Below are 12519 nucleotides of genomic sequence, written 5' to 3'. Positions count from 1 at the left end.
GTTGTTGAAGGTGTCGGCGGAAGCACGAGAACTCCTTGGTTGAGGATGTGGAATGTGGTGCTGGTGGCCTGGTCCGGCACGACAGCCCCGCCGGAGCGGACAGTGCCCGGTGAGATGCTTCCCGGCGCCGCCCCTGTCGTGGTCGCCGCCAGCGGCGCGTGAGTGCCGACCGCCGGGAGCACCGGCGCGACGAATGGCTTTGGGGCAAGCAAACGTAGGTAGCCGTTGGCGGGGTGAGGGCTAGCCTCTTGGGTCATGTCCCACCCTGCGCCGCGTCCCTTGCTGTTCCTCGACGTGGACGGCACCCTCATCCCGCTTGGCACACCCACGGCGGCTCAGCCGGGCATTCCAGATGGCCACCGCGAGGCACCGGTTCTGACGGCCGATACCCATCCCCTGCTGCACAAGGTCGATCCGGGACACGGCCGCCGGCTGGAGGCTCTGCCGTGTGACCTGGTGTGGGCGACGACCTGGATGAGCGACGCGAACGACGTGCTCGCGCCGCTGCTCGGGCTACCGCCACTGCCCGTGGTGGACTGGCCCGACTCCGACGAGGTGGGCGTCCTGCACTGGAAGACCCGTGGGCTGGTCGAGTGGGCACAGGGACGCCCCTTCGTCTGGGTCGACGACGAGATCTCCCACGCCGATCAGCAGTGGGTGTCGACTCATCACCCAAGTCGAGCCCTGCTGCATCGGGTCCATCCCCGTCGCGGGTTGACCGAGCACGACTTCACTGTCATCGAGAGCTGGCTCAGGCGGGCGCGGTAGGGCGAGCTCCATGCCGTCGCAGTCGCCGTGCTTAGCGGGCTGTCTGGCCACTCGGGACCGACGGTGGCGAACGGTGCGCCGGAACGGCACCGGTAGCCGGCTGAGCTGCTCTACGGGGACGGAACGTTCGGCAGTCGGTCGTCGTCGCGTCCGGTCTGGGATAGCCCAGCCACAGCGGCGATGGCCTCGACGGCCTCGTCCAGTCCTGTCGTCTCGGGAAGGACGAGCTCGTCAGACCAGCCCAGGACGTCATGCGCGGCGTACCAGCCGCTCATGTCCTCGGCCGTGAACTCACTGACCTGCGGGCGCGTGAGGTGCCGGCGCAGGGTCTCGGCTAGGGACACGTCGAGGTAGCAGAACAGCGATCGCCCCCGGTGGCCATCCCGCAGAGCCGTCAGCATCGCCCGATAGCGGCTGCTGTGCAGGATGCCCTCCAGCACCACGTGGTACCCGTGGGTCCAGCGCGAACCGAACGGTCTGCCCGATCAACGCCGGTGCCGCGCCGCCGGGCTTGTCCCGCTCGCGCAGCAGGACGCGGCGCAGGTAGTCCTGCTCGACCAGGGCGCAACCCCGGCCGTGCCGGCGTCGTAGCTCGCGGGCGATGCTGCTCTTGCCGGAGCCGGAGTTGCCCCGGATGCAGACGAGGATCGAGTCCGGGCTGCCCGTGGGTCCAGCGAGCACAATCCCTCCTCTGATTCACTCGTTGTGAACGGTGAGGTCGAGAGCGGCGACGGTCAGCCGGGTGAGGTCAGGAAGCTGGTCCTCGCCGAGGATGACGCCGCGCAGGTTATCCAGCGGCGTCTTGAGGCCATGGAGCCGGCTGCCCCGCAGGTCGGCCCCGTCGAGGTGACAGGAGTCCAATTCCAGGCCGGCGAGGTCACAGGACCGCAGTGCAAGGCGAGGTAGTCGGCAGGAAGACCACGCGCCGTGGGTGAGAGTGCAGTCGGTGAACGCGACCGAGCCGGCAGCGGTGACCCGTTGGAGGGTGGCGTAGTCGAAGCGGCAGCCGTCGAACAGAACGTCCTTGAGGCGGACATCGGTGAGTCTGGTGCCGGTGAACCGGGAGCCGGTGATCGCACACCGCTCGATGGTGATGCCGGCCACGGCCGCGCCGGAGAAGTCGGTGCGGGTGATCTCACAGCCGTAGAGGCTGCCGGCCCCCCAGGTGCTCTCGCTCAGGTCCACGCCGGTGATCAAGCTGCTGCGGATGCTGACGTCCTCAAGGTGGGCACCGTGCCACGCTGCGCCCTCCACGAGGGCCTCGGTGAGGCCGTCGGCCAGGTCCGTCGTGGTGTCGAGGTCGTCCGGTTCGAGGTCCGGCAGCAGGACCTTCACGTCGCCGATCGTGGTGGTGCGCATGTGTCCTCAACCTGTGTGGGCGCGGGGTGGGCACGCCACCCCGCACGTCCCGTGGTGGGGCTACTTCTTCTTGTTCCAGTTGTCCCAGCCGGGTCGGCTGTCGAACTTACCCTTGTTATCCCAGGTGGGGCGGTTGTCGAACTTCGCCGCGTCGATCGACGCTACCGCCCGCGCGGGGTCGACGCCGAGGCGGGCGAGTTGCTCGGGTGCGGCGTTGACAAGAGTCGCGAGAGCGTTGGTCATGGTGCTCCTCCTTGAGGGGTGAGGTGGTCCGCGGCGGCGCGGACGAGGGCCTGTCGGGTGGTCCGGCAGTAGGTCGTCTCTCGGGCGGTGAGTGTCGCGTGCTCGAAGTAGCGGTTGCCGGCCTGGGCGCCGCGGCAGAAGTCGTAGAAGGCGCAGTGGTCGGCGCAGTCGTTGAGGGCCGTAACGAACTCGGCGACGTAGTCCAGGTCGCCGGCGCGGGCGAGCATGGCGGTAATCGGCTGATGGAGAACGTTGCCGGCGATGAAGTCGCCGTATCGCGGCTCGGTGATGCCGAGCAGCTCCGGTGACAGCAGCACCACCTGCCCATCCCAAGAGACGGTCGGGATCGGCTCGTACGGCGCGTGGTCGACGTGTCCGGCACGGGTGGCGGCAAGGTAGTCGGCCAACCGGTCCACGTCGCGGATCCGCAGCGGGCTGCCACCCACGCGACGTGCGATGAGATGCTGCCAAAACCGGTACGCGGCATCCTCCGACACCGGTGCCCGGTCGGCGCCCTCCTGCTCTTCGATGTTGAAGCCCACCGACTCGCAGCCGGGCAGGCCGGTGAAGAACTCGACGAGGGCTTCCGCGTGGTCGATGGTTTCCGGGGTGACCACACAGATCACCGTGTACCTCAGCCCCGCGTCGGCCAGGGTCTGCATGCCGCGCAGGGTCCGGGCATCCGTCGACGCGCCGGCCCGGTCGAGGCGGTTCCGGTTCAACGCACCCGGTCCATCGATGCTGACCCCGACCTCGAGCCCGTAAGCGGTGAACAGCTCACACCACTGTCGGTTGATCAGCGTGCCGTTCGTCTGGATCTCATGACGCACCAGCCCCGCGCGCCGCAGCTCCTCGAACGGGGCAAGCAGATCCTGGAACAGCCCGATGGGTGTGGCGGTGGGTTCGCCCCCGTGCCACACGACGCTTACCGGATGCCCGCTGTTCTGCTGGGCGATCGACTCGGCACAGGCTTGCGCGACCGCGCCGCTCATCAGGCGCAGAGATCTCCGGTCGGGCAGGTAGCAGTAGGTGCAGTCGAGGTTGCAGAAGCTCGTCGGCTGCACGACCAGGGTGTGGAAGCTGCCGGCGACCGCCGGCTGGCCGGTGGCGTTGATGCAGCCGATGCCGTTCACGAGGAGGCCTCTTCGATGCTGGCGGCCGTGGTGGTACTGACGCGGTAGGCGTGGGTGTGGCGGGCGGGCCAGCCGAGGAACCGGTCGAACATGTCGGCGGCGCTGCCCGTGACGCTCGGGTTGAGCCGATGCAGGTCGTCGATCGCGTCGTGCAGGCAGCCGGCCAGGTAGAGGAACAGGCTCACCGGCTCTTCCCGGTACTCGGCGAGGAGCGCGAGCTTCGCCGCGCCGCACGGCCACGGCTGCCCGCACCGGCGGCACAGCCACAGCGGGCGCATCGGCAGATGTTCCACCTCGGCTGGCGCGAGCCCGTTCGCCGCCAGACGGCGCTGCTGCCCAGTCACCGGCGACCGCCCTCGCGGGCCTGCTGCTCGAACAGCCGACGCCACACGAAGGTGAGCAGCGGCGGATCAGCGCGCCGCACCTGACCCTGCGAGGACGTCCACCTGGGCTCAGGGCGCCGGGACTGCCCGGCCATCGCGTTACGCGAGACGTACACCGTCATGCCTCCACCCCCACCAGGAACGATGAGCGGCGGGCTCGCCGGGGGAATGGCGAGCCCGCCGCCGCATCACGGCGGCTGGGAGCAGGCCGCCGATCACCCACCCACGCAGCCCTCATGGCGGTACGCAGGCGGGGAGAACACCGAGACAGTTCGTTCCAGGACGGGCCGAGCCAGCGGCCCAAGCCGTGGTGTGGTGCGCCGTCCATCGATCCCTCCATCTGCGTCTCCCTGTTAGTCATCCCCCACACCGGCATCGACACGCGCCGGTGATCTGGGGTGAACTGAACGTAGGGGCGACCCCTTCGGAGGACCGGGAAAATCCGTACCGGGTCCGGCGGCCTTCAGCGGGCAGGGTGATGGTGTGCGAGGGATGACGGAAGACATGACCATCGGCCAGCGCGTCGCCTTCTACCGGCGTCGACGAGGGCTCTCCCAGGAGGTACTGGCCGGTTTGGTCGGCAAGACCCAGGAGTGGTTACGCAAGGTCGAGACGAACCGGGCCGACCTCGACCGACTGTCGGTCATACGCGCGATCGCCAAAGCCCTCGACGTGTCCCTCGGCGACCTGATCGGCACACCGAGCCTGTTCGAGTGGTCGGACGACTCAGGGCGCGAGACCATCCCGGCCTTGCGGGCCGCGCTTCACGACTATCGTCACCTCGCGCCGACGCTGGCCAGCACGGGGGACGTCGAGGCCCCCGCCCTGCGCGAAATCGAGAATGACGTCGCCGAGATCTGGACCGCCTACCAGCACTCGCGTTACGGCACCCTCGCCCGCCGGCTGCCCTACCTCATCCACGACTGCCTCACCGCCACGGAGGCGTACGACGGAGACGACGGCCAGCGCGCGCACGCGATGACCGCCTACGCCCACCAGCTCGCTGCGTTGTTCCTCACCAAGCTCGGCGAAGGCGACCTCGCGTGGACCGCCGCCAGCCGAGGGCTGGCCGCCGCCAACGCCAGCCACGACCACGTCGTCATCGGCTCACTCAGCCGCTCCGCCGCACACTCCCTGGCGTCCATCGGTGAGTACGCCCAAGCCCGCGGCCTCGCCGCCACCGCGGCGCAGTTTCTTGAACCACGGCTCGCCAAACCCACTCCGCAGCTGCTGTCGGTCTACGGCAGCCTGCACCTCGTCTGCGCGCTGGCCGCCGCCCGAGACGACGACCGCGCTTCCGCCGACACCCACATCGCCGAGGCCGATGCCGCCGCACAGCGGCTCGGTGCCGATGGCAACCACGTCTGGACCGCGTTCGGGCCGACCAACGTGTCGATCCACAAGACGACCGTGGCGATGGAACTCGGCGACGTGCAACGCGCCATTGCCATCGGCGCCACACTCGACACCAGCACCGTGCCCGTCGAGCGGCAGGTTCGGCATGCCATCGAAACCGCCCGGGCCCTTGCCCGGTGGAACCGCATCGACGACGCGCTCGCGGCACTCCTGGAGGCCGAGGTCATCGGCCCTGACCAGGTGCGCTACCACCAGCTATCCCGCGACCTCGTCCGCGACATCCTCATCCGCCCCCGGCCACCCCGACTGGCCGTCGAACTCAGCGACCGGATGGGCGTCCGGTCGGGAGGACCGCGCTGGTAGCTGGGCTCAAATTAGCCGGCTCGTGTAGCCAGCCGCGACCAGGCGCCCGAAGGCCTCCCGCACTTCGTCCGGCATCTCCTGCGGGATCGCGAACCCACGCTCCGCGTACACCTCGATCCGCTGCGTGTCGCCTACCAACATGTCCACCACCCGCCGCGGATCGCCGATGCTGCTCACGTAGTCGTCGAGTTCGAGTGGGTTCGACGCGCACACCACATCAACCTCCGGCCACATGAACCTGCAGGTGGCGTAGGCCCGACGCTGTTGGTAGGGCCGCGACATGATCAGCACCGACTTCACCGGGATCCGGTGTTCGGTCAGGAGCTGACGCGAGTACTCCAGGTTCTGGGCGGTGTTCGTGGCACGCGGCTCCACGAGAATCGCTTCCGCGGGTACGCCCTGCTCGATGGCGTACTCGCGGTAGTGCACTGCTTCTCCACGCGGGAACCGCTCGACGGTCGTTGGGGCGTTCGCGCCGGTGAACACGATCCTTGGGAACAGGCCCTCGTCAAACAAGCGCGTCGCGATGACGGCCACGCCGAGGTCATGACTGCCCAACCCGATCCCCACGTCGCACGGGCGCAACTCGTGGCGCATGTCGTGGTAGCGCCACAGCGTCTCCACGTCCGACCGGATTGCGTCAGGGATCGCCTCGGCAGGTGCCGCTGCATGCCGGTTCATCAGCACCTACCAGGTCCGGTCCGCGCTGGTTCCCTCATGCGGCCAGCGTAGGGGTAGCAGGGCAGCAGGAAGCGGCTGACTCCAGCACAACGCCGCTGACCCCGTCAGGACCAGGAGGCTGGCGGCGGCCAAGGCATCGTGACGGGGGTGCGGTCAGGATGCGACCTCGACGAGGCAACGCCTGCCGCTCTTGCCCGGCACCTGCCACACCTGCTCGTCCGGCCAGTGGCGATACAACAGCTGCCGCGTGGTCGTGGCGACAACGTTCCGCAGCGGCCCACGGAGCAGATCGGCCCGCAACCGTTCCTCCCGCTCGGCATCCTGAGCGATCAGAAGAACCGCCCCGACCGGCACCAGCCGGTGAGCACGCCGGTAGCCAGCCAACAGTCCACCCCGACCTGACGCCGGCCGCTCGTACTCGGCGACAACATCGCCGGCCAGGCCCCGGTCGACGTGTACCAGGAACCGCAGACACCGCCCGTCCTGCAGCCATATGCCGTAGCCGTCGGCCCGCAACTGCGCGAGGTCGTGCTGGCGCAACCACGCCGAGGTCTCCATCGTCGCCACCCACTGGAACAGCTCGCACCGCCCCGGGTTGCGCCGCGACACCTCGATCAACGGCAGAAACAGCAGGGCATCCGCCATGCCGGAGGGCCGCTGACCCAACCTCAGCGGCACCGGCCGCCCCGACGCCGTCAGGGCGCGCCGGAGCACGTCGGTCCCCTCGGCCGTGACCCCGTACCACCAGGTGTGGGTCCGGTCCTCCGGCGAGCGCTCGCGGCGCACCAGTCCCGCCTCGTGCAGCCACACCAAGTCCCGGTGAGCGGTCAGCCGCGACACCGCACAAACAAGCGCCACGTCCAGCGTCGACGCAGAACCATGCTGTGCCAGGTACGACAGGATCCGCCACCGCCGCGGGGACAACCGCCGCGCGGCATTCTGGTCACCCATTCGCTGATGATCCCTCCGCGCCCCGGCGGTACGACATCCTGTTTCCCACGGCTGCAACAGAGAGTGGTCGATGCTCTGACCGGGAAATCGGAAGCCAGGGACCGCCGTGACCGGAGACAGCGCCGCCGTGGGCCGTTGGGCCAGGCCGTGCGAGCACCCACGTACCCAAACCGTGGTTTTGGGGCCGATTTTGGAGATCACTGTTCAGTGAATCAGCCGAAGAGCTGAGGACGAAGGAAGCGAAGCGGTCAAACCGGGCCACCAAAAGTTGATCTCCACCGAGCGCCCAGCACCGCGGTACCGATCACCAGAAACGCCTGACACGCGCCTTCCCGGCTCGGCGATGAAGCGCCACACACCGATAGCGGTCTACTGAACGTGACGAATCCAGGCGAACTCTCCGTGCCGGCGTTCGGCAGGGCGGCTGCCCCTCGCCCCTGCCGGCTAGCCCCAGATCCCCTTGACGTGAGATTGTCTATGTAACTGAGTGTGTCTTGGCAGCTGCATCTAGCGATGTGGGTGGTTCCGTTGGAACAGCTTCCGTTGTGGGGACCGAGCACCAACGAAGATCCGAGACCGAAGCCAGTCCTGGCACGACCAGCAAAACTCCGCCTCTTGATCACAGTGAAAGCGGCACCCAACCCCTCGGCGCGGTACGGGGAGACGGTCTGCGTCGGGGCACTGGGCATAGACCCGCCCTGGACGGGTTGGATTCGCCTCTACCCCGTCCACTATCGGGACCTCGACGACGACGGCAAGTTCCACAAGTACGACATCATCCACGTCGAGGCACTGCCAGCCAGGCAAGACCAGCGGCGCGAGAGCTGGAAGCCGATCGTGGACACCATCACCACCGAGCGGCACATTGCCAGCCCGCAGTCGCGTCGAAATCTCCTCGATCCACTCGTCGAAGACTCCATGTGCTGGCTCAACAAACAGGCCCGCGACGACCGGAGCGCACGATCGATCGCGCTGATTCGCGTGGCTGACATCTCGGCTCTTCAAGTGAAGCGACATCCCGGCTGGTCGGCGGAGGATCGCAGGAAGATTGCTGGCTACCTCAACCAGCTCGACCTACTGGAACCGGCCAAGCGCAGCCCGCTTCAAGCACCCCGTTTCACCGGCGCTTACCGCTACCGGTGCGCAGACCGTCATTGCCGCGGTCATCAGCAGACTCTCTGGGACTGGGAGTTCGTCGCCCTACAACGCCGTCTGGGCCAGCTCACCGACGCGGAGGCTGCGGAGCAGTTGAGACACAAGTTCCTCACCCAGCTCTGCGCCGCCGACCGCGACGTCGCCTTCTACGTAGGTAACCAAGCGGCAAGGCCGCAGTCCTTCAGCATCGGCGGGATCTACGCACCGAGACGGCCCACCGCTCGGTACCGGCTGCACGTCAACCGATGATGTCGGCCAGCACGTCGGCATGGCACGCATCCTCGGCGCGGCACCAGCACGCCAACTGCCTCCCCGTCAGTTCCCGACGCGCCCGGTCAACAAGGGCCGGCTGCCCCACAAGCCACTGCCGATAGAGACGTAACGCCTCCGCCCGATCATGCTTTCGCAGGCTGAACGGATTGGCCCAGGGAGAACGCCGCAACCCGAACCCCTGCCGCCCCACATACACGGCACCGGGCGGCACCACCGGGTGATAGAGATCCCCCTGCACACGAACCCGAGGCTGTCCCCCCACGCCGCCAGCGTAATCGCCAACGACCGGCTCCGCGTGGCTGCCCGAAGGAAGCCCGTCGCCCCTGTGCGAGCGGACGGGTCAATGACCCCAAGGGCCCGATGCAGGCCGGCCACCTCAGAAATGACGATAAGCGCAGCCGTCCACGGAACAACGACATGTCCCAGCAACGCCGCCCCGGTCCAACGGCTTCCGAGCACCCACCGAGCGACCATCCACCAGCGGCGTACACGAAAAAGGCTCCGGCCGGGTGGAAACCACCAGGCCAGAGCCCTTATTGCTGGTGCGCCGCCAGGGACTCGAACCCCGAACCCGCGGATTAAGAGTCCGCTGCTCTGCCAGTTGAGCTAGCGGCGCTCGTTGGCAACGGGGAAAACCTTAGCACGGCCCCTGAGTGGGGTTCCAATCCGATACCCGGCTCCACCCTTCGGGCGAGCTTAACGGGCAAATGGTCTAAAGCGCCCCGCTCCGAGAGCCGTGGGTCCTGAGGAACGGCAGGGATACGGCACGATGTCCGCCAGGTACGCGAGAACAGAGGTGGGGATGGGCAGGTTCACGCGAGCCGGGGCGGTGCTGGGCGTCCTGACCCTGGCGGCGTCGCTGGCTCTGACCGGCTGCGGCAACGAGCAGAAGAAGCCGTCCTTCGTCGGCGGGGCCTCGCCGAGCGCGAGCGTCGACGCGGCCAGCGGCACCGCCGATCCGGCGACGCCGAGCGGGCCGCCGCTGACCCTCGCCCCGGCGGACGGGGCGAAGAACAGGCCGGTCAGCACGGAGATCAGCGCCAAGCTGCCGGACGGCAGCAAGGTGTCCCAGGTCACCCTGACCACCGCCGAGGGCGCCAAGGTCGAGGGGAAGCTGCGCACCGACGGCTCGTCGTGGGTGCCGAACAGCCCGCTGAAGTACGGCGTGCGCTACACCGCGACCGTGACCTCGACCGGCACCGACGGGGCGACCAGCCAGGGCACCAGCACCTTCACCACGATGAAGAAGCCGAAGTCCACCATCGGCTCCGGGCTCTACCTCTTCGACGACAAGACCTACGGGGTGGCCATGCCGGTGGTCACCGAGTTCCACCCGGGCATCCCGAAGAAGGACCGGGCGGCGGTGCAGAAGCGGATGTTCGTCCGGACCGACCCGCCGCAGCCGGGGGCGTGGCACTGGGTGTCGAACGGCACCCAGGCCTACTACCGGGCGCCGGAGTACTGGAAGCCGGGCACCACCATCACCGTCCGGATCGCGCTGGCCGGCGTACCGCTGAGCAACGGCCGGTACGGCGACGTGGACCGCAAGGCGACCGGCAAGATCGGCCAGTCCTTCGTGATGAAGGTGGACAACTCCACCAAGCAGATGAGCGTGTACGAGGACGGCAAGCTGGTCCGGACCCTGCCGGTGAGCCTCGGCAAGAAGAGCACCCCTTCCTCCAGCGGCACCATGGTGGTGATGGAGAAGAAGGAGTCCACGGTCTTCGACACCCGCGACGATCCCAATCCCGCGAACCGCTACGTCACCGAGATCGACTTCGCCCAGCGGCTGACCTGGGGTGGCGAGTACATCCACGCCGCGCCCTGGTCCGAGCACGTCCAGGGCCGGCAGAACGTCTCGCACGGCTGCGTCAACGTGTCCATGGCCAACGCCCGGTGGCTCTTCGGGAAGACCAAGATCGGTGACCCGATCACCGTCAAGGGCACCGAACGCAAGCTGGCCGCCGGCAACGGTTGGACCGCGTGGAGCCTGAGCTGGTCGGAGTTCGTGAAGGGCAGCGCCCTGCCGGTGCCCGAGGGCGGCGCCGGCCCGGCCGTCTGACCCCACCGACGGCGCCGGCCCGGGTTCCGGGTCGGCGTTCCGGCCGGCCGACGCCGGGGAGTCGCCCCAGCGGACTGTCCCGGGCCTGGTCAGGCGCCGTACGGTCGCCTCGATCCGAGCCGGCCTCACAAATTGTCGGATTCTATCAATATTCCGGCATCATGCCGTGCAGTGTTTCGTTTCACCCTCTGCAACGGGTACCAGTACTGGTGCGTCTGTGAGAGAAGATGGGCGATGCGGGGGACCACGACTGTGAGGACATCATGCGAGCTGACCAGGACCAGCTGATCGGACGGCGCGGCAGCCGGCCCGGAGGGCGGCGCCGCCTCTTCGCGGCGGGGTTGCTCGCCGTCACGATGGCACTGACCTCCGCCTGCACCGACGGCGACGGCGGGAAGCCGTCCTCGTGGCAGGGCGGCGGGGAGAGTCCCGCACCGAAGGCCGCGGCGACCATCAGCGAGCCGCAGGCCGACGCGAAGGACGTGCCGGCCTCGACCGGCATCACCTTCACCACCAAGGACGCGGTGGAGACCGCCGTCGAGCTGAAGGACTCCGCCGGCACGGCGATCGAGGGCACCCTCGCCGCCGACGGCAAGAGCTGGCTCCCGACGGGTGCGCTGAAGTACGGCGAGGCGTACACCGCCACCGTGACCGCGACCGGTGACGACGGCCGCCCCGCGACGGCGACCAGCAACTTCACCACGATGGCCAAGCCCGGCAACCAGATCCGGGTGAGCAGCTTCCTCGGCGACGGCCAGGTGGTCGGCGTCGGCATGCCGCTGATCGTCAAGTTCAGCCGGGCGGTCCCCGAGGACTACCGCGACGACGTGCAGCGCCGGATGACGGTCACCTCGACCCCCGCCCAGGAGGGCATCTGGCACTGGGTGAGCCCCACCGAGATCCGCTACCGGCCCAAGGCGTTCTGGAAGGCCAACACCAAGGTCTCCTACCGGGTCCAGGCCGGCGGCCTGCCGATGGGCAACGGCTGGTACGGCCGCGCCGACCTCACCGTGGACATCACGATCGGCCCGTCCCTGATCATGACGGTCGACAACAAGACCAAGCGGATGACGGTCACCCGTAACGGCTCGGTGATCAAGACGATCCCGGTCAGCCTCGGCAAGAAGAGCACTCCGTCATCGAGCGGCACCATGGTGGTGATCGAGAAGCTGCGCAAGACGGTCTTCGACACCTTCGAGGAGCTCGGCCCGGAGGACGGCTACCGCACGAAGATCGACTATGCCCAGCGGCTCACCTGGGGCGGCGAGTTCATCCACGCCGCCCCGTGGTCCGAGGGGCAGCAGGGCAGCGTCAACGTCTCGCACGGCTGCGTGAACGTCTCGATGGCCAACGGCGCCTGGCTCTTCAGCAACACCCGGATCGGCGACCCGATCACCGTGAAGGGCACGGAGCGAAAGCTGCAGAACGGCAACGGCTGGACCGACTGGAACATGAGCTGGGACGACTACGTCAAGGGCAGCGCCGTGCCGTACGAGCCGCCGGCCGAGCCGGGTACCGACGCGACCCCGGACCCCGACACCACGCCGAGCACCGGCCCGACCGCCTGAGCGGTCGGGCCGCCCCGGCGGCCCACAACGACGGAAGCCCCCTCCGCGAGGAGGGGGCTTCCGTGTGCCGGGTGACTGATGGGAATTGAACCCACGACAACCGGGACCACAACCCGGTGCTCTGCCAACTGAGCTACAGCCACCATGCCGCCGCACCCGGTCGAACGCCCCGGGCGGGGTGCGGAGAAATAATACCCACATGCGGGGCGGCCACGTCCACCGGG

The 12519-nt window shown here is 68.4% G+C and carries 14 protein-coding genes, 2 tRNA genes and 1 pseudogene; 6 read left to right on the top strand and 11 right to left on the bottom strand.

From position 1 onward, the window contains the following. Positions 1 to 39: 39 nt before the first annotated feature. The gene (locus ACIBBA_RS08380; protein WP_396695025.1) at positions 40 to 162 is read left to right on the top strand and encodes a hypothetical protein; all 123 of its coding nucleotides are present in this window, start codon (positions 40 to 42) and stop codon (positions 160 to 162) included. Positions 163 to 255: 93 nt separating this feature from the next. Then, positions 256 to 768, top strand: a complete 513-nt coding sequence (locus tag ACIBBA_RS08375) for an HAD domain-containing protein (protein WP_396695023.1) — start codon at positions 256 to 258, stop codon at positions 766 to 768. Between the two features lie 110 nt (positions 769 to 878). Here ACIBBA_RS08375 and ACIBBA_RS08370 read toward each other — a convergent pair. The 6 genes and pseudogenes from ACIBBA_RS08370 to amcA (ACIBBA_RS08345) form a co-directional block, all read right to left on the bottom strand. Continuing rightward, positions 879 to 1449 (bottom strand): annotated as a pseudogene (locus tag ACIBBA_RS08370) (kinase). 15 nt (positions 1450 to 1464) lie between these two features. After that, positions 1465 to 2127 (bottom strand): pentapeptide repeat-containing protein, encoded by a 663-nt coding sequence (locus tag ACIBBA_RS08365; RefSeq protein ID WP_396695021.1) that lies wholly within the window; start codon positions 2125 to 2127, stop codon positions 1465 to 1467. Positions 2128 to 2187: 60 nt separating this feature from the next. Next, complete coding sequence (gene amcA / locus ACIBBA_RS08360) at positions 2188 to 2370, bottom strand: multiple cyclophane-containing RiPP AmcA (protein ID WP_396695019.1); 183 nt, start codon at positions 2368 to 2370, stop codon at positions 2188 to 2190. After that, positions 2367 to 3503 carry a cyclophane-forming radical SAM peptide maturase AmcB gene (gene amcB / locus ACIBBA_RS08355; protein ID WP_396695016.1) on the bottom strand — a complete coding sequence of 379 codons (1137 nt, stop codon included), beginning with the start codon at positions 3501 to 3503 and terminating at the stop codon, positions 2367 to 2369. Before amcB ends, amcA (ACIBBA_RS08360) begins: the two co-directional genes overlap by 4 nt. Continuing rightward, the gene (locus ACIBBA_RS08350; protein WP_357127532.1) at positions 3500 to 3847 is read right to left on the bottom strand and encodes a hypothetical protein; all 348 of its coding nucleotides are present in this window, start codon (positions 3845 to 3847) and stop codon (positions 3500 to 3502) included. Before ACIBBA_RS08350 ends, amcB begins: the two co-directional genes overlap by 4 nt. Beyond that, complete coding sequence (amcA, locus tag ACIBBA_RS08345; RefSeq protein WP_396695014.1) at positions 3844 to 4008, bottom strand: multiple cyclophane-containing RiPP AmcA; 165 nt, start codon at positions 4006 to 4008, stop codon at positions 3844 to 3846. The genes ACIBBA_RS08350 and amcA (ACIBBA_RS08345) overlap by 4 nt, the downstream gene beginning before the upstream one ends. A 370-nt stretch (positions 4009 to 4378) precedes the next feature. Between amcA (ACIBBA_RS08345) and ACIBBA_RS08340 the strand changes: the two genes are divergently transcribed. Further along, entirely contained in the window at positions 4379 to 5605 is a 1227-nt protein-coding gene (locus tag ACIBBA_RS08340) for a helix-turn-helix domain-containing protein (RefSeq protein WP_396695012.1), read from the top strand. 6 nt (positions 5606 to 5611) lie between these two features. Here ACIBBA_RS08340 and ACIBBA_RS08335 read toward each other — a convergent pair whose 3' ends face one another. Further along, positions 5612 to 6292 (bottom strand): YdcF family protein, encoded by a 681-nt coding sequence (locus tag ACIBBA_RS08335; protein ID WP_396695010.1) that lies wholly within the window; start codon positions 6290 to 6292, stop codon positions 5612 to 5614. 147 nt (positions 6293 to 6439) lie between these two features. Then, the gene (locus ACIBBA_RS08330; protein ID WP_396695008.1) at positions 6440 to 7237 is read right to left on the bottom strand and encodes a DeoR family transcriptional regulator; all 798 of its coding nucleotides are present in this window, start codon (positions 7235 to 7237) and stop codon (positions 6440 to 6442) included. Between the two features lie 513 nt (positions 7238 to 7750). On the opposite strand from ACIBBA_RS08330, the gene ACIBBA_RS08325 reads away from it, so the two are divergent. After that, complete coding sequence (locus tag ACIBBA_RS08325) at positions 7751 to 8641, top strand: hypothetical protein (protein WP_396695204.1); 891 nt, start codon at positions 7751 to 7753, stop codon at positions 8639 to 8641. Here ACIBBA_RS08325 and ACIBBA_RS08320 read toward each other — a convergent pair. Together ACIBBA_RS08320 and ACIBBA_RS08315 are read right to left on the bottom strand one after the other, a co-directional pair. Further along, positions 8631 to 8903: a DUF4326 domain-containing protein gene (locus tag ACIBBA_RS08320; RefSeq protein WP_396695006.1), complete on the bottom strand. Its 273-nt coding sequence runs from the start codon at positions 8901 to 8903 to the stop codon at positions 8631 to 8633. The genes ACIBBA_RS08325 and ACIBBA_RS08320 overlap by 11 nt on opposite strands. A 302-nt stretch (positions 8904 to 9205) precedes the next feature. Beyond that, positions 9206 to 9281 (bottom strand) — tRNA-Lys (locus tag ACIBBA_RS08315). A gap of 186 nt (positions 9282 to 9467) precedes the next feature. Here ACIBBA_RS08315 and ACIBBA_RS08310 point away from each other — a divergent pair. Together ACIBBA_RS08310 and ACIBBA_RS08305 are read left to right on the top strand one after the other, a co-directional pair. Beyond that, complete coding sequence (locus ACIBBA_RS08310; RefSeq protein WP_396695202.1) at positions 9468 to 10727, top strand: Ig-like domain-containing protein; 1260 nt, start codon at positions 9468 to 9470, stop codon at positions 10725 to 10727. Positions 10728 to 10990: 263 nt separating this feature from the next. Then, on the top strand, positions 10991 to 12295 hold the full coding sequence (locus ACIBBA_RS08305; protein WP_396695004.1) for an Ig-like domain-containing protein: 1305 nt from the start codon (positions 10991 to 10993) through the stop codon (positions 12293 to 12295). Positions 12296 to 12365: 70 nt separating this feature from the next. Here ACIBBA_RS08305 and ACIBBA_RS08300 read toward each other — a convergent pair. Then, positions 12366 to 12438 (bottom strand) — tRNA-His (locus ACIBBA_RS08300). Positions 12439 to 12519: the final 81 nt, after the last annotated feature.

This window comes from Micromonospora sp. NPDC051006, from assembly GCF_044456245.1.
In the GTDB taxonomy this organism is placed as follows: domain Bacteria; phylum Actinomycetota; class Actinomycetes; order Mycobacteriales; family Micromonosporaceae; genus Micromonospora.
The sequence above is the reverse complement of the archived record's forward strand: the minus strand, read 5'-3'. Positions and strand labels throughout refer to the sequence as shown.